The 23632-nt window shown below is 66.8% G+C and carries 22 protein-coding genes; 14 read left to right on the top strand and 8 right to left on the bottom strand.

All coding sequences use genetic code 11. The features are described 5' to 3' along the window. Nucleotides 1-14 precede the first annotated feature (14 nt). The 4 genes from btuC to EP007_RS12465 all read left to right on the top strand — a co-directional run bounded on the left by btuC (nucleotide 15) and on the right by EP007_RS12465 (nucleotide 4660). A complete protein-coding gene (gene btuC, locus EP007_RS12480; RefSeq protein ID WP_128477966.1) occupies nucleotides 15-1127 on the top strand; it encodes a vitamin B12 ABC transporter permease BtuC in 1113 nt (370 codons plus the stop codon). A 335-nt stretch (nucleotides 1128-1462) separates the two neighbouring features. After that, on the top strand, nucleotides 1463-2731 hold the full coding sequence (locus tag EP007_RS12475) for a heme ABC transporter ATP-binding protein (protein WP_128477965.1): 1269 nt from the start codon (nucleotides 1463-1465) through the stop codon (nucleotides 2729-2731). A 71-nt stretch (nucleotides 2732-2802) separates the two neighbouring features. Then, nucleotides 2803-3795 (top strand): hypothetical protein, encoded by a 993-nt coding sequence (locus EP007_RS12470; RefSeq protein WP_128477964.1) that lies wholly within the window; start codon nucleotides 2803-2805, stop codon nucleotides 3793-3795. A gap of 151 nt (nucleotides 3796-3946) precedes the next feature. After that, on the top strand, nucleotides 3947-4660 hold the full coding sequence (locus EP007_RS12465; RefSeq protein WP_128477963.1) for a methyltransferase domain-containing protein: 714 nt from the start codon (nucleotides 3947-3949) through the stop codon (nucleotides 4658-4660). Here the strand turns inward: EP007_RS12465 and EP007_RS12460 are convergent. Then, nucleotides 4657-4965 carry a hypothetical protein gene (locus EP007_RS12460; protein ID WP_128477962.1) on the bottom strand — a complete coding sequence of 103 codons (309 nt, stop codon included), beginning with the start codon at nucleotides 4963-4965 and terminating at the stop codon, nucleotides 4657-4659. The two genes, EP007_RS12465 and EP007_RS12460, sit on opposite strands and share 4 nt — an antisense overlap. Nucleotides 4966-5110: 145 nt before the next feature. On the opposite strand from EP007_RS12460, the gene EP007_RS12455 reads away from it, so the two are divergent. From EP007_RS12455 to folP, 5 genes are all read left to right on the top strand, one after another. Continuing rightward, complete coding sequence (locus tag EP007_RS12455) at nucleotides 5111-6637, top strand: phytoene desaturase family protein (protein WP_128477961.1); 1527 nt, start codon at nucleotides 5111-5113, stop codon at nucleotides 6635-6637. 6 nt (nucleotides 6638-6643) lie between these two features. Then, nucleotides 6644-7537, top strand: coding sequence for a prenyltransferase (locus tag EP007_RS12450; RefSeq protein ID WP_128477960.1), 894 nt, complete (start codon nucleotides 6644-6646; stop codon nucleotides 7535-7537). Nucleotides 7538-7553: 16 nt separating this feature from the next. Then, nucleotides 7554-8378 carry a bisanhydrobacterioruberin hydratase gene (gene cruF, locus EP007_RS12445; RefSeq protein WP_128477959.1) on the top strand — a complete coding sequence of 275 codons (825 nt, stop codon included), beginning with the start codon at nucleotides 7554-7556 and terminating at the stop codon, nucleotides 8376-8378. A gap of 82 nt (nucleotides 8379-8460) precedes the next feature. Continuing rightward, nucleotides 8461-8976, top strand: a complete 516-nt coding sequence (locus EP007_RS12440; RefSeq protein ID WP_128477958.1) for an SHOCT domain-containing protein — start codon at nucleotides 8461-8463, stop codon at nucleotides 8974-8976. A 395-nt stretch (nucleotides 8977-9371) separates the two neighbouring features. After that, nucleotides 9372-11843, top strand: coding sequence for a dihydropteroate synthase (folP, locus tag EP007_RS12435; protein WP_128477957.1), 2472 nt, complete (start codon nucleotides 9372-9374; stop codon nucleotides 11841-11843). 53 nt (nucleotides 11844-11896) lie between these two features. On the opposite strand, the gene EP007_RS12430 is transcribed toward folP, so the two are convergent. Both EP007_RS12430 and EP007_RS12425 read right to left on the bottom strand, forming a co-directional pair. Continuing rightward, complete coding sequence (locus EP007_RS12430; RefSeq protein ID WP_128477956.1) at nucleotides 11897-13030, bottom strand: glycosyltransferase; 1134 nt, start codon at nucleotides 13028-13030, stop codon at nucleotides 11897-11899. Between the two features lie 108 nt (nucleotides 13031-13138). Next, nucleotides 13139-13702 (bottom strand): DUF7344 domain-containing protein, encoded by a 564-nt coding sequence (locus tag EP007_RS12425; protein ID WP_128477955.1) that lies wholly within the window; start codon nucleotides 13700-13702, stop codon nucleotides 13139-13141. Nucleotides 13703-14085: 383 nt separating this feature from the next. On the opposite strand from EP007_RS12425, the gene EP007_RS12420 reads away from it, so the two are divergent. The 4 genes from EP007_RS12420 to EP007_RS12405 all read left to right on the top strand — a co-directional run bounded on the left by EP007_RS12420 (nucleotide 14086) and on the right by EP007_RS12405 (nucleotide 18633). After that, entirely contained in the window at nucleotides 14086-15906 is a 1821-nt protein-coding gene (locus EP007_RS12420) for a S9 family peptidase (protein ID WP_128477954.1), read from the top strand. A 240-nt stretch (nucleotides 15907-16146) separates the two neighbouring features. Then, nucleotides 16147-17142 carry an ABC transporter ATP-binding protein gene (locus tag EP007_RS12415; RefSeq protein WP_128477953.1) on the top strand — a complete coding sequence of 332 codons (996 nt, stop codon included), beginning with the start codon at nucleotides 16147-16149 and terminating at the stop codon, nucleotides 17140-17142. Beyond that, nucleotides 17139-17972 (top strand): ABC transporter permease subunit, encoded by an 834-nt coding sequence (locus EP007_RS12410; protein ID WP_128477952.1) that lies wholly within the window; start codon nucleotides 17139-17141, stop codon nucleotides 17970-17972. Before EP007_RS12415 ends, EP007_RS12410 begins: the two co-directional genes overlap by 4 nt. Before the next feature lie 199 nt (nucleotides 17973-18171). After that, nucleotides 18172-18633, top strand: a complete 462-nt coding sequence (locus EP007_RS12405) for a DoxX family protein (protein ID WP_128478592.1) — start codon at nucleotides 18172-18174, stop codon at nucleotides 18631-18633. Between the two features lie 36 nt (nucleotides 18634-18669). Here EP007_RS12405 and EP007_RS12400 read toward each other — a convergent pair whose 3' ends face one another. From EP007_RS12400 to EP007_RS12390, 3 genes are all read right to left on the bottom strand, one after another. Beyond that, nucleotides 18670-19719 (bottom strand): NAD(P)-dependent glycerol-1-phosphate dehydrogenase, encoded by a 1050-nt coding sequence (locus EP007_RS12400; RefSeq protein ID WP_128477951.1) that lies wholly within the window; start codon nucleotides 19717-19719, stop codon nucleotides 18670-18672. Between the two features lie 350 nt (nucleotides 19720-20069). Next, complete coding sequence (locus tag EP007_RS12395) at nucleotides 20070-20798, bottom strand: hypothetical protein (protein ID WP_128477950.1); 729 nt, start codon at nucleotides 20796-20798, stop codon at nucleotides 20070-20072. Nucleotides 20799-20966: 168 nt separating this feature from the next. After that, nucleotides 20967-21956 (bottom strand): NAD-dependent epimerase/dehydratase family protein, encoded by a 990-nt coding sequence (locus EP007_RS12390; RefSeq protein ID WP_128477949.1) that lies wholly within the window; start codon nucleotides 21954-21956, stop codon nucleotides 20967-20969. Nucleotides 21957-22143: 187 nt separating this feature from the next. Between EP007_RS12390 and EP007_RS12385 the strand changes: the two genes are divergently transcribed. Next, nucleotides 22144-22902, top strand: coding sequence for a GNAT family N-acetyltransferase (locus EP007_RS12385; protein ID WP_243700383.1), 759 nt, complete (start codon nucleotides 22144-22146; stop codon nucleotides 22900-22902). Nucleotides 22903-22917: 15 nt separating this feature from the next. Here the strand turns inward: EP007_RS12385 and EP007_RS12380 are convergent, their stop codons facing one another. Beyond that, nucleotides 22918-23103, bottom strand: a complete 186-nt coding sequence (locus EP007_RS12380) for a hypothetical protein (protein ID WP_128477948.1) — start codon at nucleotides 23101-23103, stop codon at nucleotides 22918-22920. Between the two features lie 115 nt (nucleotides 23104-23218). Beyond that, the gene (locus EP007_RS12375) at nucleotides 23219-23632 is read right to left on the bottom strand and encodes a hypothetical protein (RefSeq protein WP_128477947.1); all 414 of its coding nucleotides are present in this window, start codon (nucleotides 23630-23632) and stop codon (nucleotides 23219-23221) included.

Raw genomic sequence — 23632 nt, 5'->3', positions numbered from 1 at the left:
CTGGCTTTCAGACGATGCGTGGCTCCGCGCGAGTCGTCGGCTGGTCGGCCGGACTGACCGCCGCGCTGGCGGTCGTCGTGGTTGTCAGCGCCGCAATCGGGCCGGTGGCGCTCGACTATCTCGTCGTCGGGAAAGTGCTTCTGAACGCCGTCGCCGTGCCCGCCGGGGTCGGCGTGGCCGAGCGGACGCTCCGAATCGCGGGACTCGCTATTTCGGTCCCGACCCCGACCGTCGCGTTCGCGGCGATTTTCGACTTCGCAGTGCCCGAGACCGCCCAAACAATCGTGATAACGCTGCGCCTGCCCCGCATCGCGCTCGGGGCGGTCGTCGGTCTCGCGCTTTCGACGGCGGGGGTCGTGATGCAGGGGTTCTTCCGGAATCCGATGGCCGACCCCTCCATCATCGGCGTCTCGTCCGGCGCGGCGGTGGGCGCGGTGGCGACCATCGCGCTTCCCTTCGCGCTCCCGTTCGCGCCCCACCTCGCGCTCCCGGCCGCGGCGTTCCTCGGCGCGCTCGGGGCCGCCTTCGGCGTCTACCTGCTCGCCACCGAGGACGGCCGGACGCCCGTCGCAACGCTCCTGCTCGCTGGCGTCGCGGTCCAGACGTTCCTCGGCGCAGTCGTCTCCTTTCTACTCCTCCAGAGCGGCGAGAGCCTCCGCCGGGCGGTTTACTGGTTGATGGGCCACCTCCATCTGGCGTCGTGGACCGACGTGACGATGGTCCTCCCGGTCGCGCTTGCCGGGTTCATGATTCTCTACGCGTACGCGGAGGACCTGAACGTCCTCCTGCTCGGGGAGGAGGACGCCCACGCGCTCGGCGTCGAAGTCGAGCGCACCAAGCGCCTCCTGCTCGGAGTCGCCAGCGTGATGACCGGCGCGGCGGTTGCGGTCACCGGCGTCATCGGCTTTGTCGGTCTCGTGGTGCCCCACGTCATGCGCCTGCTCGTCGGCCCGAACCACCGAATCCTACTCCCCACCTCCGCGCTCGCTGGCGCGACGTTCCTCGTCGCCACGGACACGCTGGCGCGCTCGGGACCGGCGGAGCTACCAGTCGGCATCGTGACTGCGTTTCTGGGCGCGCCCTTCTTCCTCTATCTCCTCCGCACGCGGGAGGTGCATGCGCTGTGAGACGGGATTTGGACACGCGCGCAAGGCGACGACGTTCGATTGGATGCGCTCGGCCGACCAACTGGCAGGCGAACGCTCAACCGACCAGCCGACGGGAACGCGCTAACTCCTACCGACTACCGTGTGGGTGGATGAAAGGGACCGACCGCTCGCGGGTCTTCGACCCGTGGTCGTCTCTGCGGGCACTACTCGCGCCGGGCGTTGCCGAGAGGCGCGAGTATCCCGCAGAGCGACCGCGAGCGGTCGGGGGCTTTCTAAAACCACGTTCCTCCGGCGACAGTCACAGCTCCGACGATTCTCACGACTCCGACGACCGAAACCCCACGTAGAAACCGATGATAGAGATAGACGACGTATCCGTCCGACTCGGCGAGAACGCCATCCTCGACGGCGTGACAACGACTATCGAGGACGGCCAGTTCGTCGGCTTGGTCGGTCCAAACGGTGCCGGGAAGACCACTCTGCTCCGGACTATTCACGGCGTCCTCACTCCCGACCGCGGCGAGGTCCGGGTGGCGGGCGATTCCGTTTCCTCGTTGGCTTCGAAAGAGACCAGTCGCCGGGTCGCAGTCGTCCCGCAGGACACGACGCTCTCGTTCGACTTCCCGGTCGAGGACGTGGTGGCGATGGGTCGCCACCCCTATCGGTCGCGGTTCTCGGGACCCTCCGACGGGGGCGAGTCCGACCGCGAGCGAGTGCAGGCCGCGATGGAGCGAACCGAGGTAGACCACTTCGCCGACCGGTCGATTACGGCGGTCTCGGGCGGCGAGCGCCAGCGCGTCCTACTGGCACGCGCGCTCGCGCAGGACACCCCCGCACTCTTGCTGGACGAACCGACCGCGAGCCTCGACATCAACCATCAGGTGCGAACGCTCGAACTCGTCCGCGAACTGGCCAACGAGGACGGCAAGACTGTCGTGGCGGCCATCCACGACCTGAATCTGGCGGCCCACTACTGCGACGAACTCCGCCTGCTCGCTGGCGGCGAGATTCAGGCCAGCGGCGACCCCGAGGCGGTCCTCGCGGAGGACCACCTCGAAGCGGCTTTCGACACGCGCGCGGTGGTCTCCAGTCACCCCGTCACGGGGTCCACGTACGTCACGGCCCTGCCCGAGCGCCCGACCGAGAGCGAGGGGCGCGTTCACGTCGTCGGAGGCGGCGGCACGGTTTCACGACTTCTCTACGTCCTCTCGGCGGCGGGCTACGAGGTGTCGGTCGGCGCGCTCAACGAGGGCGATTCGGACCTCGAAACCGCCCGGTCGCTCGGTCTCGACGCCGTGACCGAGGAACCGTTCGCGCCGGTCGGCGACGAGGCCCGCCGGGCAGTCGAGGACCGGATTCGCCGGGCGGACGCGACGGTCCTCGCGGACGTGGAGGTCGGCGCGGGCAACCTCGCCAACCTCCGGGCCGCCCGCGAGGCCGACTCGGTAGTCGTGGTCGAGGAGCGACCCTTCGCCGAGCGCAACTACGCCGGGAGCGACGCCGCGGCGCTCTACCGCGAGTTGAGCGAGCGCGGGCGCGTCGTGGGACCGGACGAACTGCTCTCGGCGGTGGAGGCGGCCGTGGCCGGTCCGGGCGAGCGACCGAGCGCGCAGGTGGAGTGAGTCGTCAGGGAACCGGTTCGAGTCGCACCGAGACGCAAGGAATTTGTCAACTGTGGCGAAACTGACGGGCGATGCCCTCCACCATCTCGCGGCGGCGACTGCTGGCGGCGACCGGCGCGGTCGGTCTCGCGGGAGCGAGCGGTTGTCTCGACGCCATCGACGGAGTAACGGACGGTCAGGACGGTGAGCGACGACTCAGGCTCACGCTTTTGCGCGAGACGGAATCGCTCCGCGACAGGTACGTCACCGACCTCGAAGAGAGTCGTCCCGATTGGGATGAAGACGCCTTCGCGGCCGCGCTCGACGGCGAGACGTACACCATTCAGTACCGAGAGCCGTTCTTCGCGCGCGACGACCCGACGTACGCTGAACGCGACGGAACCTACTACCGACTCGGCTCCATCGTCGTCGGCGAGGCAGAAGTGACTCACCCCGTTCTCCGTCTGAAAACGGTCGGGCGACCCGACGAACTCGACTCCGTGCCCGACCACGTCGCGCACGGCGACCTACCGGGGACCGACCAGCGAGCGGTCAAAATCGCGCAGATGGCCGCCCGCGCTCGGGGTAACGCAGGTGGCGTTCCGCGGGGTCTCGTCCAGCGAGGGGGCTACGTCTACCGGAGAGAGGAGGCAATCGAGGCGAGCAGTCTCCTCGGGGACTCGGGACCGAGCCACGTCGAGTATCGAGACAAAATCTACTCGGTCGAAGTCGCCCGTGAGACGTTCTACGAGCGAATTTACCGCGCCGAGGTCGAACCGGTCGCCGAGTCGCCCGACGAGATGGAGGCGGTTCTCCGCGCGCGTTTCGTTGGCCCTCGACTCGACAGAGACGACCTTTCGGCCGACGAACGGACGATTCTCCGGGAAGCGAGAGGTCACGACGCCTACAGCGAGACCCATCCCTACTCGTCGGCGTACCGGTCGATACTGAAGCGACTCGAACGCCGGGCGTATATCGACGGGAACGTCCGGAAAGACGCCTTCGCGCAACCGGAGACGCCCGAACTGCTCCAACTCGACGGCAGGTACTACGAGTTCCGACTGCGGTTCGTCGGCGACGAGTGACGCACTCGCGTCAGTAACTGTGGCGCGCTCGCCTCGGTACTGTGGCTGACGCGCTCGCGTCGTCGCCAGCGACGACGCGAGCGCGCCCTGTAGCGTCGCATGCTACCACTACTCACGAATGCTTTTCCGACAGCCGCTTGCCAATTCACGCATGGCAGACCCCTTCGGCCGCGCGGTCCGGGACCACCATCGCGGCGAGCGCGACGAACCGCTGGCTCAGCGCGACGGCGAGCAGACCCGTGAGCATCCCATCGAGCAGTTCTACTTCACGGAGTTTGCTGGCGAGGGTGAGAACGGCCGCTGGCTCGACGCCCGACTCGACGGGCCGCTGTTGGACCTCGGGGCTGGCGCGGGCCGCCACGCGCTGTACTTTCAGGAGCGCTTCGAGACGGTCGCCGTCGAGGTCAGCGACGACCTCGTGGCGACGATGCGCGAGCGCGGCGTCGAAGACGCCCGCGAAGGCGACATGTTCGCGCTCCGCGAGCAGTTCGAGCGCGACCGGTTCCGGTCGGCGCTCGCCATCGGGACGCAACTCGGTCTCGCGGGGTCAATGGACGGCCTTCGGCGATTTCTGGGGGACCTCGCGGTCGTGACGACGCCGGACGCGACGGCGGTGGTGGACTGCTACGACCCGGCGCGAATCGAGACCGGGGAACTGCTCGGCTACCGACCGGACCCGACGCCGGGGATGGCCGCGCGCGTGATGACCTTCGAGTACGAGGGCGAACTGGGCGAAACCCTGCTGTTTCGGTTGTTCGGTCCCGACCGGATTCGGGAGGCCGCGGTCGGGACCGGGTGGTCGGTCGAAGAGGTGCGGTACGGCGACGAAGGACCCCACTACCGGGTCGCGCTCGAAAAAGCCTAACTCGCGGCGCGTTCGCGCTGTTGGGCCAACTCGAACAGCATCAGCGACGCGAACGTGCTGGCCGCGAACAGGATCATCCCGGCGATGCCGACGCCGACGGTGGGCGCGGCCAGACTCCCGGTGCCCAGCAGTGCCCCCGATGCGAGGGCGATGGTCGTCCGGCCCGGCCGCGAGAGGTTCGCACACCGCTGGGCGAGCGTCGGGTCCAGACCCACGATTCGGGTCCAGACGACGTACAGCGACGTGACGAACAGAAACGCGAGCAGGCCGACGCCCAGCAGGAGGGCGAACTTCGCGGGGTTCATTTCACGTTTGCAAGACCGTCATGGTTCAGATATAAGTGTATCGGTGATATTTTCCGCAAAATCACCGATAGCGCGGCGTCTCAGCCGTCGGATTCGTCGGAGTCCGGTCCGTCGATTTATGTGACTCGCGCCCTGAGAATCCGATATGGAACTCGCCGACCGGTCCGTCGTGGTCGTTGGCAGCGGCTTCGGCGGTCTCTCGACGGCCTGTTACCTCGCCGACGCGGGGGCCGACGTGACCGTAGTTGAGAAGAACGAACAGTTGGGTGGCCGGGCGAGCGTCCTCGAACGCGACGGTTTCAGATTCGATATGGGTCCGTCGTGGTATCTGATGCCCGACGTGTTCGAGCGCTTTTTCGGCCACTTCGGTCGGAGTCCCGACGAGTATTACGGACTGGAACATCTCGACCCCCACTACGGGATTTTCTTCAAGGACGGCGACGAGGTGACCGTCACGGCCGACCGCGAGGCGACGAAGGCGACCTTCGAGGAGTACGAACCCGGTGCGGGCGCGGCGCTGGACGCCTACCTCGAGGAGTCCGAGGAGACCTACGATATCGGGATGGAACACTTCGTCTACGAGGACCGACCGCGGTTCCGCGACTACGTGGACCTAGACGTGGTTCGCCACGCCCGCGGACTCACCTTCCTCGGGTCGATGCAGGGCCACGTCGAGGAGTATTTCGACCACCCGAAACTCCAGCAGATAATGCAGTACACGCTGGTCTTCCTCGGCGGGTCACCGAAGAACACGCCCGCGCTCTACAACCTGATGAGCCACGTCGATTTCAACCTCGGGGTCCACTATCCCGTGGCGAACGACGAGGAAGGCGAATCCCGCGGCGGGATGGGCGTCGTCGTGGACGGCATCGCGGAGTTGGGCGCGGAGTTGGGTGTCGAGTACCGCACCGACAGCGAGGTCGAGTCCATCCTTGGGTCCGCGGGGAACTTCCGGGTGGAATTGGACACCGACGGGAGTGAGGAAGGCGACTACCTCCGCGCGGACCTCGTGGTCAGCGACGCCGACTACGCCCACACCGAGCAGGAACTCCTGCCGCCCCAGAGCCGCCAGTACGACGCCGACTACTGGGACTCTCGAACCTACGCGCCCTCCGCGTTCCTGCTGTATCTCGGCGTCGAAGGCGACGTGGACGGACTGGAACACCACACGCTCGTCCTGCCCAGCGACTGGAACGACCACTTCGACAAAATTTTCGAGGACCCCGAGTGGCCCGACGACCCCGCCTACTACCTCTGCGTGCCGAGCGAGACCGACGAGACGGTCGCGCCCGAGGGCCACAGCAACCTGTTCGCGCTGGTGCCAATCGCGCCGGGTCTCGAAGACGGTCCCGAGACCCGCGAGCGCTACCGGGACCTCGTGTTGGACGACATCGCCGAGAACACCGGCGTCGAGTTGCGGGACCGAATCGTACTCGAAGAGAGCTTCTGCGTCTCGGACTTCGCCGACCGGTACAACTCCATCGAGGGCACCGCGCTCGGGTTGGCACACACGCTCCGCCAGACCGGCCCGCTCCGGCCCGGCCACCGTTCCTCGGAGGTTCCCGGTCTCTACTTCACGGGGTCGTTCACAACGCCCGGCATCGGCGTCCCGATGTGTCTCATCAGCGGCCAGCACACCGCCGACGCCGTGCTGGAGGACTACGGCCGGTAGCCAGCGATGGCCGGACGCTCACCGAACGCGACGCCGGGCTATCTCCTGACACTCTCGCGGCCCCGGTTCTGGCTCTATCTCGCCGGGCCGGTCCTCGTCGGGGTCGCTTACGGCGCGGAGAGCGCGAGCGACCTGTTCGCCCCCGTCGCTGTCGCGCTGTTCGCGTACTTCCTCGTGCCCGCGAACGTCTACCTCTACGGCGTCAACGACATCTTCGACGCGGACATCGACGCCGAGAATCCGAAGAAGACGGGTGAAGGCGCTCCCGAGGCCCGGTTCCGGGGCGGGAAAGCGGTCGCCGCCGTCGTCGCGGTCTGCGGTCTCGCGGGCCTCGCGCTGGCGGGTGCGCTCCTCGCGGGCGCGCTCGGTACGAACGCGTCCGCTGGCGCGGGCGCGGCGCTCTGGGTCGTCGCGTTCCTCGTTCTCGGCTACGCCTACAGCGCGCCGCCGTTCCGCCTCAAGACCGTCCCGCCGCTCGACTCGGTGTCGAACGGTCTCTACGTCCTGCCGGGCGCGGCGGCGTTCGTCGCCTTGGCGGGCCGCCAACCCCCGGCGCTCGCGGTCGCTGGCGGGTGGCTCTGGGCGATGGCGATGCACACCTTCTCGGCGATTCCCGACATCGAACCCGACCGCCGGGCCGGGATTCGGACGACGGCGACCATGCTAGGTGAGCGAGCGACCTTGGCGTACTGCGGGACGGTCTGGCTTGTCGCCGCGGGAGCGTTCGGCCTGCTGGACCTCCGGGCCGGGGCGCTCCTCCTGCTGTACCCCCTGCTCGCCGCGGGTGTCGCCGAGACCGACGTGGACGTAGCGCGGGCCTACTGGTGGTTCCCGGCGGTCAACGGACTGGTCGGGATGGTGCTGACCTTGGGCGGTCTCTGGGGGGTCGTGCGTGGATAACTCGACCCGCGACTCCGTGACTAGAGCGCGAGTCGAGGCGGAACTCTCCCGACTCGTCCGCGAGAACCGTTTCACCATCGCGGTCGTCTTCCCCCTCGTCGGGGCCGCGCTGTTCGTCCTGAGCCACGAGCAGGTGCTGCTCCCGTCGTGGCTGGCGATGCACCCCCTGCTCATTCTCTTCGGAACCCTCGTGATGCGCCTGCCGCTGGTGGCTGGTCTCGCGCCCCTCGTGGACCGAAAGGCCGGAGTCGGTCTCCTACTTATCACGGCCTACAGCTACGCCATCGAGTACGTCGGGGTCCACTACGGCGTTCCCTACGGCGAGTTCATCTATGAGCTTCAACTCGGGCCGATGGTCGGCGGGGTCCCGATTGGTCTCCCGGTGTTTTTCCTTCCGCTGGTCCTCAACAGCTATCTGCTGGTCCTACTCTTGCTCCCGCGGGCGTCCCGCGCCAAACGAACCCTCGCGGCGCTCGCGCTCGTCCTCGTGGTGGACCTCGTGCTGGACCCCGCGGCGGTCGGTCTCGACTTTTGGGACTACGGCGGCGGGGTCTACTACGGCGTCCCCCTCTCGAACTACGCCGGGTGGGTCCTGAGCGGCCTGATTGCGGTCTCGGTCGTGGAGTGGAGTTTCGACCGCGAGGCGCTGGCGGACCGACTGGCCGACTGCGAGTTCGCGCTCGACGACTTCGTGAGCTTCGTCGTCCTCTGGGGCGCGATGAACGCCTACTTCGGCAACTGGGTCGCCGTCGCGCTGGCGGTCGGTCTCTCGGCGGGACTGGTCCGGACCGACCGCTTTGACTTCGCGGGAGTCGGTCCGGAGAGTCCCGAGCAGAGCTGAGGCGGACGCGAGTCGTTCGTAACGAACGACTCGCCCCGCTCGAAGGACGATATTCAAGTGTTCGCGCCCCCAAACCCCGACGATGGGATTGGCAGACGACTCTCGCGTCACGGTGTTTCTCGGCGGCTTCATCCTCTCGCTTCTCGCGCTGGTCGGCGTCACCGCGCTCGGCGCGTTCGCGGTCCTCACGGCGCTTCTCGACCCGGCCGCGGGGGCGTCGATTCTGGTCGTCCTGTTGGAGACGGCCGCGCCCTTCGTCGCCGTCGCCGCGATGCTGGGGTTCGTCTCGCTGTTCTTGCTGGTCGGTCTCGTCGTGACCGCCGTCCGGAGCGCGTCGATACCTCGGAGCGCCCGACTCGCGGGTCTCGCCCGGACGGTCGAACGCTACTCCGCTGGCGCTCGGGACCTCGGTCTCTCCGAAACGTTCGAACCCACGACCGAGGACCGCATCGACGAGTTGAAAGAGCGATACGTCGATGGCGAAATAACCGAGTTGGAGTACGAGCGGCGACTTCAAGACCTGATGCGCGAGGAGGACGTGAGCGACGAGCGCGTGCGTCGGGAGCGCGACCAGCGCGACCGCGAGTTCGAACTATAAGCGATGTGTAGGTTCGTCGTATCGTCTTTCGAGACGGGTGCCATCCCGGCAGAGCGAGCAGACCGGTTCGCTACCAGCGGCTAGTCCAATGTCGATGGTTGACCGGCAAAAATATGATTCAGTTTGGCGCAACGACTTTGGGAGCTACTTAAAAGTCGCCACAGTAGCATCCTTCGTCGTTACAGACGCAATCCAGCGGCGAAACGGGGAACGAGAACATACGTTGTCACCTCCGTATTATCGGATTTCATATTTATACAAATAATTTTCTAATATATATTTATAAGTCTGTAAGTGCTACCCAAAATTCGGCGCGGTCGTTCGGGCAGTCGCTCGCGGTCCCGACCGTTTCCGACTCCGATACTCCTAAGCGCGCCGCGTGGCATCACGCAGACATGGACTACCACGAGGCGGCGAACTTCCTGTTCGACCTGCGTCGGTTCCGCCCCAAACCGGGGACGGAATCGACCGCGGAACTTCTCGCCCACCTCGGCGACCCCCACGAGGGGGTCGATTTCGTGCAGGTGGCCGGGTCGAACGGGAAGGGATCGACGGCCAGAATGGCCGAGCGCGCCCTCCGCGAGGCGGACCTCGACGTTGGACTCTACACCTCTCCGCACTTCGACGACGTGCGCGAGCGCATCCGAGCGAACGGTCGCAAGATTCCCAAGTCCGCGCTGGTCGAGTACGTCGAATCGGTGAAAGAGTACGTCGAGGACCGGGCCGCGGACGGCGAGGCCCCCACCTTCTTCGAGGTGATGACGGGACTCGCGCTCTGGCAGTTCGGCCGCGAGGACCTCGACGTGGCGATTCTGGAGGTCGGCATCGGCGGGCGGTACGACGCGACCAGCGTCGTGGACCCCGTCGCCAGCGCGGTCACGAGCGTCACCTTGGAACACACCGGCATCATCGGCGAGACTATCGAGGAAATCGCCCGCGACAAGGCCCACGTCGCGCCCGCGGACGCACCGCTCGTGACCGCGACGACCGGCGAGGCGCTGGACGCGGTACGGGAACAGGCGGGCGAGGTCGTCCGTGTGGGTGAGGACGCCGAAGCGCCGGACGTGCAGGTCGAGTACGGCGGCCGGACCAACCACACCGAGGCCGCGATTTCGCTCGCCGGTCCCGACTGGAGCGTCGAGACCGAGATTCCCCTGCTCGGAGAGTATCAGGCGCAAAACGCGGGTGTGGCGGCCGCGCTGGCCCGACAGGTCGCGGCGCGCCGCGACCTGCCGGAGACCGCGCTGAACGAGGACACACTCGCCCGCGGCCTCCGGAAGGCTGATTGGCCCGGCCGGTTCGAGGTGATGGGCCGTGACCCCGTCGTCGCCCTCGACGGGGCGCACAACCCTGGCGCGTGCGAGGCGTTGGCCGAGACCGTCGGCGAGTTCGACGGCGAGTACGACGACCTCCATCTCGTCTTCGGCGCGATGCACGACAAGGACCTCCGGGGGATGGCCGAGGCCCTGCCGACGCCAGACCGAGTGGTCGCCTGCCAACCGAATCTGGACCGCGCGGAGGACGAGGCGGTCGTCGCCCGCGCCTTCGAGGAGGCGGGCGCTGGCGAGGTGCTGACCCGCAACGCGGTGGAGGGCGCGGTCGAGAACGCGCTGAACGCCGCCGAGGAGGACGACCTCGTACTGGTCGCGGGGTCGCTGTACGCCGTCGCCGAGGCCCGGACGCGCTGGACTCGCGCCGAGATTCCCAAGCGCATCCGGAATCTGGACGACGCCCGCGAGGCACTTTCGGGCGCGGACGTGACTGACCCCGGCGTCTGGCGGATGCGCGGCAAGGCGGTCCACCGCGTGCTGAAGACCCGCGTGCAGGTCCGACAGGCGCGCTACCTCAAAGAGGAGATGCTGAGTCTCGGCGGCGAGTGCGCGGTCTCGGGAACCAACGAGCAGGACGACCAGAACGTGGACGTAGTGTTGATGGGCACGCTCGCGCAGTTCAAGCGCCTCGCCGGGAAACTCGACGGCCAACCCTACGGCCTGTCGGTGTTCGCCGACGACGTGCGCGAGGCGCTGGGCATCCAGACCGAGAGCGAGCGCCGGGGCTACCCGTGGGAGGACGGCACCGCCGTGATGGGCATCCTGAACGTCACGCCCGACTCGTTCCACGACGGCGGGCGCTACGAGGCCGTCGAGGACGCCATCGCCCGCGCCGAGGAGATGGTCGAAGCGGGCGCGGACATCATCGACGTGGGCGGCGAGTCCACTCGCCCCGGCGCGGACGAAATTTCGGTCGAAGACGAAATCGAGCGCGTGGTTCCGGTCATCGAGGCCATCGCAGACCTCGACGCCGCGATTTCCATCGACACCCGCAAGGCCGCCGTCGCGGAGGCCGCCCTCGACGCGGGCGCGGACATCCTTAACGACGTGTCGGGTCTCGAAGACCCGGAGATGCGCTTCGTCGCGGCCGACCGCGACGTGCCCATCGTCGTGATGCACAGCATCGACGCCCCGGTCGTCCCGGACAGAGACGTTCACTACGACGACGTGGTCGAGGACGTAATCGAGGAGTTAGAGGAGAAGGTCCTGCTGGCTGAGAAGGCCGGACTCGACCGCGAGCAGATACTCGTGGACCCCGGACTCGGCTTCGGCAAGGAGAGTTCCGAGAGTTTTGAGTTACTGGGCCGGACCGACGAGTTCCACGCGCTGGAGTGTCCCGTCCTCGTCGGCCACTCCCACAAGTCGATGTTCGACCTCATCGGCGAAGACGACGACCGGACCGCGGCGACGGTGGCCGGGACCGCAATCGCCGCCGAGCGCGGGGCCGACATCGTTCGGGTTCACGACGTTGCCGAGAACGTCGCCGCCGTAAACGCTGTCGAGGCGGCGGATACTCCGGAGCAGTTCGGAGAATAGACGACCGGAACGGTTCGGAGGAGAGACGACGGAGTTTCGATTTCGGTCTCGTTCTACAGCAAGAAGACCAGAAGCGCCACCAACACAACAACCAACACGACGCCGCCAGCCACCGCGGCCGGTTCGACCCAACTCATCCGGTCTCCGGCCTCGTCGTAGGCCGCGAGGTACTTGTCGAGGACTTGCTCCTCGTCGTACTCTGCGAAGTTCTCGTTGAACTCCATCGGGTCCATGTCGCTGGCCGTGATTAGCGCGTCGGTGAGTTCCTGCTCGCTGGTGGTCCGGAACGCACGGTCCTCCTGCTCGACCAGTTCGTGGGCGCTGGACTCGACGTGGTACTCCACGACGCCCGCACATCCGGCGGCCAGCGCCCGGAGGAGGTCGGTCGGGAACGCCTCGCGGCGGGCGGTCTGGGCGTAGACGTGTGCGCCCTTGAACGCCGCCAGCCGATTTTCCAGCGGTTGGTCGCCAGCGAACGAGACGCGGTCCTCGATTCGCAGGTCACGAACCTGTCGCTCGTACACGTCGCGTTCGGGACCGTCGCCGATGACGACGGCCGACCAGTCGTGGTCGCGCAGTTCCGCCAGCGCGAGGAGCAAGCTTTCGAGGTTGGCGTCGGCGTCGAGTCGCCGGGAGTAGACGATGTCGGCGACTTCGCGGGGGTCGGCCGCGCGGATGGCGTCCACGTCGATGCCGTTGGGCACGACCCGGACCGCCTCGCCGTCCGCGCCGAGTTCCCGAACGCGAGTCCGGACGGTTTCGGACGGAACTAAAACGAGTTCGGGCACCGTCGCAGCGAGTCGCCAGACGGGGTCGTCGGCGTCGCCCGCTTGCGGGGACTCGTACCAGTCCACCACAAGCGGTGCGCGCAGAAAGACGCTCGCGGCCTTCGCGGCGAGAACGTGGGTCGGGTCGGCGGCGGTGGCCTGAATCACGTCCGGGTCGGCGGCCCGGAGGGCGGCCGGGAGCGAGACGGCGAATCGGCCCTCGCCGCGCCCGTCGGTGACTGCCCGGTAGGTCACGCCGTCCTGCTCGAACGTCTCGTGGTCGCCGTCCCACCACTGTCCACAGCAGACGACCACGTCGTGACCCCGGCCAGCGAGCGCCTCGGCGGTGCGCCGGATTCGTCGCGTTGCCCCCGTCTGGCGGTGTTGAGCGACCGTTTCCGAGACGAACGCGACGCGCATACGTTTCGCCACGAAGCGGGCCACTAAAAACCCAACTCTTTGGGTCCGCGGGGCGGCCGGTCGGGGGTCGCTCGGTGGCGCTCGCTCTCTCGGTGCGTGCGGTGGCGCTCAGTCGTTCAGTTCGAGGATGAAATCCGGCGCAGCGTTGTCGGCCCGGCGACGCCACTGCCGGAGGTCGTAGGTGTGACACAGCGCGGTCGCACCGAACACCGAGATGACTACGAGTGCGTACTGGACGCCCGAGAGGAGAGTGAAGGGGTAGAGGTCAACCCAGACCGAGGCCAGCAGGACGAGGCTCACGGCGGCGAGAGCGAGGTAAAGCCGGTGCCACGGGACCGAGGTCTGGGGGTCGCTGGCCAGTTGCAGTTCCAGTCGCTCGGCTCGCTCGGTGGGTTCGACCAGACTCCGGTCGGGGTCGTACCGGAGGACGCCCGCCGACTGCAACTTCGGGAGATGGGTCTGATGGAGCGCGCTGTAGACGGACTTGCGCTCTCCCGGCGACACGTTCGAGACGGTCGTGTCGTTCTCCCACGCCGCGACCTGCTCGGCGAGTTCGCCGAGGTCAACAGCGCCGCCGTATCGCTGGAGATAGTAGAGAACGTACCGACGCCGGAGATTCTTGACGGCGTCGAATACTTCCTCCCGAGAGGGGCGTGTGGTTTCAGTAGCCATGCGTACCGTAGAAAACAGACGATAGAACGCCGGATAAACGGATTCGACCGTTCACTTCCCGGCGAGAATCGTTCAACGGTTCAACCAAAAGTTGCGCGCTCGCTGCCGGACGAAACTCTCCATTCCGGGAGATACCCGAAACGAGACCAGTCGCCAAACCCGTCGGGTCGAGGCTCGGCGACCGACCGCCATCAGCGACCACCCGACTGAACGGGACCCTCGACGCGCTCGGACCCCGGCAGGCGGCGCGTCGCGGCGCAGTCGGAACCCGCCGTTACTCCCGCGAGGGGCGGCGTAATCGACTGTTTCCGCGCGCGTCCCCGGCGCACGCGACGACTTCCGGAGACCAAAGCGATTTGACCGTCGGCTTGCAATCTGTTCGCATGCCAACGTACGATTTCGAGCGCTATCTCAACGTCCGGAGCGCGAGGGTCCCGACGTTCGGTCCTAACGGGGAACTCGCGTTCCTGCTGAATACGACAGGCGTACCGCAGGTATGGCGACTCGACGAACCCGGCGAGTGGCCCCAGCAACTCACCTTCGAGGAGGAGGAAGTCAGCTTCGCGGACTGGTCGCCCGAGCGTGACGAACTCGTCTTCGGGATGGACCAGGGCGGCGACGAGCGCACCCAACTGTTCCGACTCGACGCCGACGGCGAGACCGTCACGCCGCTGACCGACATGCCCGAGGCCATCCACCACTGGGGCGAGTGGAACTCGGACGGGTCGAGGTTCGCGTTCACGTCGAACCGGCGCGACGAGTCGGTTTTCGACGTGTACGTGCAGGGCCGCGACGAGTGCGGCGACGACGCCGAGATGGTCTACGAGGGCGACGGTTGGCTCACGGTCGCGGGGTGGAGTCCCGAGGGGAACCGCCTCGCCGTCACCGAGATGCACTCCAGTTTCGACTACGACGTGTACGTCCTCGACCTCGCTACCGGCGACCTCGATTGCGTGACGCCCCACGGGGGCGACGTTCGCTATCAGTCGGTTAACTGGGGTCCCGACGGCGACGCGCTCTACCTGCGCACCGACGAGGGTGCCGATACGATGTACCTCGCGCGTCTCGACCTCGAAACCGGAGCGTTGGAGACGGTCGCCTCGGGCGGGGAGTGGAACGTCGAGAGCGTCACCGTGGACGAGGACACCGGTCGGTTCGTCTTCGGTCGAAACGTAGACGGCTACACCGACCTCACGGTCGGCGAACTCACCGGCGAGACCGAGTTCGAGACGTTCCCCACGCCCGACCTCCCGAAAGCCGTCACCGGCACCGGGGTCTTCGACCGCGACGCCGAGCGGGTGGCGTTCGGCGTCACGGGAAGCGCCGAGAACACCAACGTCTCCGTCGTGGACGTGGAATCCGGCGAGACCGAGCGCTGGACCGACGCCGCGACCGCGGGCCTGCCCAAAGAGTCCTTCGTGGAACCGGAGTTGGTTCGCTACGAGACGTTTGACGACGACGAGTCGGGCGAGCGCCGCGAGATTCCGGCCTTCTTCTCGGTGCCTGAAGACGCGACACCGGGCGAGACGCCCGTCATCGTGGACATCCACGGCGGTCCCGAGAGCCAACGCCGACCGACGTTCCATCCGGTCAAGCAGTATTTCTTGAACCGCGGCTACGCCTACTTCGAACCGAACGTCCGCGGTTCGACGGGGTACGGCACGGCCTACACCCATCTTGACGACGTGGAAAAGCGCATGGACTCGGTTCGGGACATCGCGGAGGGCGTCGAGTGGCTTCACGACCGGCCCGAAATCGACCCCGAGCGCGTCGTCGCCTTCGGCGGGTCCTACGGCGGGTTCATGGTACTGGCGGCCCTGACGGAGTATCCCGACCTCTGGGCCGCGGGCGTGGACGTGGTCGGCATCGCCAACTTCGTCACGTTCCTCGAAAACACGGGCGACTGGCGGCGCGAACACCGCGAGGCCGAGTACGGGTCGCTGGCCGACGACCGCGAGTTCTTGGAGTCCATCAGTCCCACGAACAACGTCGAGAACATCCGCGCGCCCCTGCTGGTCCTCCACGGCGCGAACGACCCTCGGGTCCCGGTGGGCGAGGCCGAGCAGATAGCCGAGACGGCGGCCGAGCAGGGTGTGCCCGTCGAGAAATTGATTTTCGAGGACGAGGGCCACGGATTCACGAAGTTGGAGAACCGCATCGAGGCGTACACGACGGTCGCCGATTTCCTCGGCAAACACGTCTGAGTAGGCCCGGCCTAACCGCCCGAAATCGCGTGTGCGCGCTCTCCGACTCGCCCGCGAAAACGCCGGGCGCAGTTGCAGAGCTGGCAACTGTGCGGGAGCTTTTATATTCCTCGTGGCCTTTCGTTCGTCCGTGAAACCGACGAGACACCCGCCGTCCGCCACTGACGTCCCGACGAACCGACTCCGGGTATCGCCCAGCGCCGCCCGAGAGACCGACCCCGACGCGACGATTCTCCACTCATGCCCGCGATAGAGACTCGCGGACTGACCAAACGGTTCGGCGCGGACGTGGTCGCCGTCGATTCGCTCGACCTGACCGTCGAGTCCGGCGAGATATTCGGCTTCCTCGGGCCGAACGGCGCGGGCAAGTCCACGACCATCAACCTCCTGCTGGACTTCATCCGGCCGAGCGAGGGGTCCGCGGAGGTGCTGGGCCACGACGCTCAGCGCGAAACTCAAGCCATCCGCGAGCGCGTCGGCGTCCTCCCCGAGGGCGCGACCCTCTACGACCGACTCACCGGCCGCGAACACGTCGAGTGGGTCTCCCAGACCAAGGGCGCGGACGCCGACCCCGACGCGATTCTCGACCGGGTGGGTCTCGGCCGCGAGGACCGCCAGCGACGCGCTGGCGGGTACTCAAAGGGAATGGGCCAGCGCCTCGCGCTCGGGATGGCGCTGGTCGGCGACCCCGACCTGCTGATTCTGGACGAACCCTCCTCGGGACTCGACCCCAACGGGATTCAGGAGATGCGCGAACTGCTCCGCGAGGAGGCCGACCGGGGAACGACCGTCTTTTTCTCCAGTCACATCCTGCCGCAGGTCGAGGCGGTCTGTGACCGCGTGGGCATCATGAGCAACGGCCGCCTCGTCGCCGAGGACACCATCGCGGGTCTCCGGGAATCGACCGGCGGAACCAGCCAGATTACCGCCACCGTGGACCGCGTGCCCGAGGGCTTCGACTCAACCGCACTCGCGGACCTCGGGGGCGTCGAGCGCGCGAGCGTCGAGGGAACCGACGTGACCGCGGTCTGCTCGGACCCCGGCGCGAAGATGACCGTCCTCAAGCGCATCGACGAGGAAACGACGGTTCGGGACATCCACTCCGAGGAGTCGTCGCTCGAAGACCTGTTCAACCAGTACACCGCGACTAACCCCGGCGACGGAACCGGCGCGACCGGGAGCGAGGCGCATGAAACCGACGCCGAACCCGAAGACGCCTCGGAGGTGACGGCATGAGTCTCCGCGCCGTTGTCAGCAAGGACTTCAAGGACGTTCGCCGCGCGAAACTCCTCTGGTTTGTCGGGGGCATCTACACGCTGTTCGCCGCGCTGTTCTTCTACACCGGCAGTACGGGTCAGGACCCCTCGGTCCTGCGACAGCTCTGGAACATGTCGGGGCTGGCCATCCTGTTCATCCCCTTAGTCGCGCTGGTGGCGGCCTACCTCGCCGTCGCTGGCGAGCGCGAGTCGGGAAGCATCAAGTTCCTGCTGTCGATTCCGAACCGTCGCCGCGACGTGGTGTTCGGCAAGTTCCTCTCGCGGGCCGGACTGGTCTGTGGCGCGATTACGGTGGCGTTCGCCGTCGGCGCGGCGCTGACCGCGGCGCTCTACCCCGCTCTCGAACTCGCAACGTTCGCTCGGGTCGTCGCGCTCGTCCTCTACTTCGCGCTGGCGTACGTCGCCGTCGCCATCGGTATCTCGGCGCTGACCGCCTCGCGCTCGCGGGCGATGGCCGGGTCGGTCGGCTACTTCTTCGTGTTCAACATCCTCTGGATTCAGGGGTCGGCGTTCTCGGTCGTCGGCGCGCTCCGGTTCGTCTTCGAGGACACGCTGGGAGTCGCGCTCTCGCAAAACACCGAGGCGTTCGTCCAGTCGCTGAGTCCCGCGGCGGCGTACCTCCAATCGCTCCGACTGGCGTTCCCCGAGGGCTACCGTGACATTCCGCCCGCGGACCCCTCGACGCCGTTCTACCTCGAAGCCGAGTTCTCGCTCGTCATTCTGGGCGCGTGGATTCTGTTGCCCCTACTGGTGGGCTACCTGCGCTTCGAGCGGACCGACCTCGGGTAGCGTCGTTCTCGTTCTCGGAGCGTGCTCACGAGTAGCGAAGTTCGGCAGTTGCGACGAAACACTCAATCCAACCCAACCCAACCCAACCCAACCCAACCCAACCCAACCCAACCCAACCCAACCCAACCCAACCCAACCGATACCGGCGATTTCGAACGCGGCGAACAGACGTAAGTCGCCCACGCGATTACGGATTTCCATGTCACCATCTGACAGCGAATCGGCCGATAGCGTCGCTGAAACCGCAGAACAGAACCAAGAGAGCGCGAGTAGCAAGAACGTCGAGACTCACTCCTCGTCGTTCAAACTCGCTCGCGTCCTGTTCGGCGGCGTACTGGCGTTCACGGCGATAGACAACTTCCGGGAGCTAGACGACATGATCGCCTACGCCGAGAGCGAGGGCGCACCGATGGCCGACCGGTCGGTCCCGGCCATCAGCGGAAGCCTGCTGTTCGGCGGTCTCGGCGTCGCCGCGTGGAAACTCCCCCGACTCGCGGCCGGAGCGGTCGCCACCTTCCTCGTAGCCATCACGCCGGTCATGCACGACTTCTGGGCGAAAGAGGACGACCAAGAGAAAGAACAGCACATGATTCACTTCCTGAAAAACACCGCCCTGCTCGGCGGTGCGCTCGCGTTCCTCCGCGTCGCAGAGGACGAGTAAGCGTCGAATCGCTCGCCTCTCGAAGAGACGCGCTTCTCAGATAACGCCGGTCGTCTCGACGGCCTCGTAGGCGGCCGCTTCGCTCATTCCGTTGCCCAGAATCGTGTAGCGGTCCCGAATCTCGTGGGCGGCGGTCAGCGCCGCAACGACCGTCTCGTCGTCGATGCCCAGTTGTGCGGCCGTGGTCGGCGCGCCGATGGTCGCCAGCGCGTCGCGGACGCCCTGCCAGTTGCCGCCGTGGAGATACTCCGCGACGATTGTGCCGACGCCGACCTGATGGCCGTGAAGCGCGGCGTCGGGGACCATCCGGTCCAACTGATGGGAAAAGAGGTGTTCCGCGCCGGAGGCGGGCCGCGAGGAGTCGGCGATGGACATCGCCACGCCCGAGGAGACCAGTGCCTTGACGACGACCCACGCGGACTCTTCGAGTCCCTGCTTGATGGAGTCGGCGTTGTCCACCAGCATCTCGGCAGTCATCTCGGCGAGCGCCGCGGCGTAGTGGTGGTACTCCACGTTCTGAAGCCGGTTTGCCAGCCGCCAGTCCTTGATGGCGGTGTAGTTGCTGATGATGTCGGCGCATCCGGCCGTGGTGAGTTCCCACGGCGCGTCCGCCAGAATCTCGGTGTCGGCGACGACCGCCAGCGGTGGCTCCGCGGCGACGCTGTGGCGCGTATCGCCCTCGGGGACCGACCCGCGGCCCGAGACGATGCCGTCGTGGCTCGCCGCAGTCGGAACCGAGACGAACCCCCGGCCGAGGTCGTGGCTCGCCATCTTGGCGATGTCGATGGCCTTCCCGCCGCCGACGCCGACGAGGTAGCCCGCATCGACTTCCTCGGCGACGGCGATGACCTCTTGGACCGCCTCGAAACTCGCCTCCGCGATTTCGACCACCGCGGGGTTCTCGCCCGCGTCCTCGAAGTCGGCGGCGACGCGCTCGGCGGCGATCTGCCGGGGCGTGGGGCTGGTGACGACCAGCGGCCGCCCGTGCAGGTGGAGTTCCGAGACCGCCTCGACGGTCTGGTCGAGGACGCCGTGGCCCACCAGCACGTTCCGCGGCAGGCGAATCCACGTCGTTTTGTCGAACATACCCGCTACTCTCTCGTGCTCGGGCAAAACAGTTTACGTCTCTGGCGGTTCCGCGAGATTGGGTTTCGGTGGAAGAACTGTGTCCGACTCCCAGCGAACTATTGCTGTTCGGCTCTCCGCGGAGGAAGGTGACGAACGCGAGAGACGGACTACTGCCGATGACGAGGAGTCACCGCGACCGCACCGCCCCGCACAGCACCGCGCCCCGAACCTCCCCGCTTGCGTCTGCGCTCGCGCAGGACCGCAAGCGCGAGCGCAGACGCGGCGCGTCCCGTGGACTGCGACATGGGGCGCATCCTGTGGACCCTCCCACCGAGCGCATTCCGTGGACAATGACACTCCGCGCTCGACTACTCCCGGAGCGGACTCCGCGAGGAGCGCCACGCCGACTGCGACGCCCGCGGCGGTCGGCGGAGCGCGTGGCGGACCGCCAGCAAGTGGCGGGCGAACGCCGCGGCCGCGAGAAGACCCGCGCCGACCACCGCGTTCGTCGAGAAGCCAGCGGTCGGGACCGCCACGACCCACTGCGGGACGGCCACCCGTCCCGTGACGACGACGACCCACGCCGTCGCGCCCGCGGCCTGAAGCACCGCCGTCCCGATGGTCGCGCGCTGGACCAGCGAGGCGAGCGCGTTCCGACCACGGACGACGTTGTCCGCGACGGTGTGGCGGGCCACGAGCGCGGCGGCGAAGACGAGACCGACGCCGATGACGCCGACGAGTCCGGCGGTCACCTCGACCGCGCCGAACCACCCGACCCAGAGCGCGGTCTCGGCGAGCGCGAGACCAGCGAGCGCCCGCGCCGGAATCGCCCGACCCCACCCGTTGACCGTGACGTGGGCGAGCAACGCCTCCACGAGCATCCCGGCCGAGAGACCGACGACGCCGACCAGCGCCGACGCCGACAGCGGGGCGGCGTCGCCGACCAACCCGAGCCACACCGACAGCGCGGTGACCTCGACGACCGTCAGGCAGACGACGCCGACGGCTCTGACGGTCGTCCGAATCGCCTCGCGTATCATCGTCGGAGGGGTGAGACCGACGTTCTGCGACGACGATGCAGTGGCATAGCTTGGCAATCGCCATCGAGGGTATTTGTTATCAACTACCTGAGGATGGTAGCGCGGGCCTGCGAACGGTCGAACGTCGGGGGTAACGGCCGCTTCAGCCGAGAGTCGGGTACGTATCGCGTCGGACCGCCCACCGCGACGGTTCGCCCGGATTGACGATTCGCCCGCCTCGCGCGGTCAGAGCGTGTCCAGCACGCCCAGCACGCGCTCTTCGGCCTCGCGTCCGGGGTCGTACTCGCTCCCGTCGCGGTCGCTGTCGAGGTGTTCCTCGACAGTCGTCGCCATCGCCGCCGGGAGCGGCGTCGAGTCCCATCCGAGACTCGCCAGTTTGTCGGTGTCGAGGACGTGCGGATAATCCCGATATAGCACGAAGTCGTCGGACGAGAGGTCCGCGGCCGCGAGTTCGCGCTCGCCAGCGTGAACGATTTCGAGGTCCGTATCGAGGGCGTCGGCGATGAGGTTCAGCATCTCGTCTATCGTCACGACGCGGCGGTCGCCGACGTTGTAGGACTCGCCGGGCGTCCCCTCCTCGGCGACGACCCGGAGCGCGCTCGCCACGTCCTCGACGTAGGCGCGGTGCCAGACGTTGTCGCCGTCGCCGGGGACGACCACGCGGTCGTAGTTCGCAACTCTATCTATCCAGTAGTCCAGTCGCTCGGTGTAGTCGTGGGGACCGTAGACGATGCAGGGCCGGACGCTGTAGGCGTTCACGCCGCGCTCGGCGGCCGCCTCGATTGCGCGGTCGCCCTCGGCCTTCCGGTTGCCGTAGGTGTCACCCGAGTCGTCGGTCGCCTGCTCTCGCGTGCAGGGCCGGAGTTCGGTCTCGTCCTCGCGCTTGGGAATCTCCTCGTTGCCGTAGGCGTCGCCCGACGAGATGTAGACGTAGGCGTCGGCGTCCGAGAATATCTCCGTCGCGGCCCGAACTTCTCGGGGCTTGTAGGCCACGCAGTCGAAGACAGCGTCGGGGTCCACCTCACGGCGGGCCTGTTCGAGCGCGGTCTCGTTGCTCCGGTCGCCCTCGTAGTGGGTGACGCCCTCCGCGTCGGCGAAGGGGTTGTCGTGGTTCCCGCGGTTGAAAATCGTCACGTCGTAGTCGTGGTCGCGCAGTTCCGAGACGAGGTGGCGGCCGATGAACCGGGTGCCGCCGATGACGAGTGCGGTGTCCATGCCCGCGCTTGGTCGCCCGGTCCCAAAGACCTACTGGACTCGGAAATCCGACGAGTAGACAGTTCTGGACTATTTCCCGGACAGTCGAGGTAGAATACAGGATTCCTCGCTACGAACGTCGGCTTTTCGTCTGATTTGCGCGAATCGGGTCGAACGTTTATCAGTGAGAACGTTGAATGCAGGGAGCATGGGACAGAGAGAGGCCGATTCCGACAGTATCGAAATCCGCGAGGCCGAATCGGGGGACGTGGACGGGATTCGGAGCGTCGCGCTGGAATCGCTTCGGGCGTCCTACGCCGACGTACTCGACGAGGAGGTCATCGAGACCGCAGTGGGGGAGTGGTACGCCGACGACGCGATGGAAGCCGAAATCGACGAAGAGGGGATGCTCTATCTCCTCGCGGTCGCTGGCGACGAGGTCGTCGGCTTCTCACAGAACCTCGTGGCCGAGGAGGACGGTACCATCCTCTGGTTGCACGTCAACCCTGACAACCGCGACGAGAACGTCGGGACGACCCTGCTGAATCAGACGCTGGCCACGCTCTCGGAGCGGGGCGTCGAGCGCATCGCGGCCGAAGTCCTCGCGGAGAACGAGGCCGGATGCGCCTTCTACGAGGCCAACGGCTTCGAGAAGGCCAGCGAGCGCGAGCGCGACATCGGCGGCGAGAGCCACGTCGAGAACGTCTACGTCCACGAGGGCCGAGCGAAGTACGAGACCCGCGAGTTCGAGGGCCAGACGCTCTCGGTCAACTGGGCCGAGAGCGACCGCGGGTCGAAGGCCCCGTTCTACGCGGCCTACACCGACGAGGACGGCGAGGACCTCTACGGCTACTTCTGCTCGAACTGCGAGAGTTTCGACACCGCGATGGACTCGATGGAGCGGTTGGAGTGCAACGACTGCGGGAACACGAAGAAGCCGGTTCGGTGGGACGCGTCGTATTTGTAAGCAACGAGATGGAAATCAGTCCGCCTCACTCTGCACCACACCGCCCGACCCCTCCCGACCTCGCGCCTCTGGCGGCGGCGAGTTCCGCATGATGTATCTCGGCAGGAGCGTCAACAGCGTGACGACGCCGAACCCGGATTCGAACCGCGTCAGATAGAGCGCGTAAAACTGGATTCTGTCATCGTTTACATCGCCAATCACGAAAGGGTATAAAACCCGATTTAGAAACAAAGCCGATTTCGTTCCACCGTGGCATTCGTGCAGGGTCCGGACATCTCTGGGGATGGTTCGGAGTTCGGCGCGGCGGAGTGTCGGACTACTTGTAGAAGTCGAGCGTTTCGGCTATCTTCCCCGCCGGGTTCTCGATTGGGTCGTAGAAATCGCCGCTCTCTTCTCTGTAGTAGTCGCGGTACTCGCGTCCCACGTCGTAGACCGATACCGACGACCACTCGCCAACGTACTCTCCGCCTGCCGGGGCGGCACCGTCGTCGTACGTCACTCGGATGTTTTCCTCCGGGGCGTACGACCGCGTCATGTGTTCGGGGTCGAACACCGCGTGCGCGAACGACTCGTCTTGGGGTGATGTGGCCCCGTCCCATGTCGTCAAGAGGAGCGGTTCCGAGTGAATATCGTCCCGTCCGATGTCGATGACGAAGATGTCTCCCTCGTTGTCGAGGAACGCCTTCAGGTAGTTCAACCCGGACCGTATCGAATCCGTAGGTACCGGCAC

This window comes from Halorussus pelagicus, from assembly GCF_004087835.1.
In the GTDB taxonomy this organism is placed as follows: Archaea; Halobacteriota; Halobacteria; order Halobacteriales; family Haladaptataceae; genus Halorussus; species Halorussus pelagicus.
This window is presented reverse-complemented; position numbering and strand designations above follow the sequence as displayed.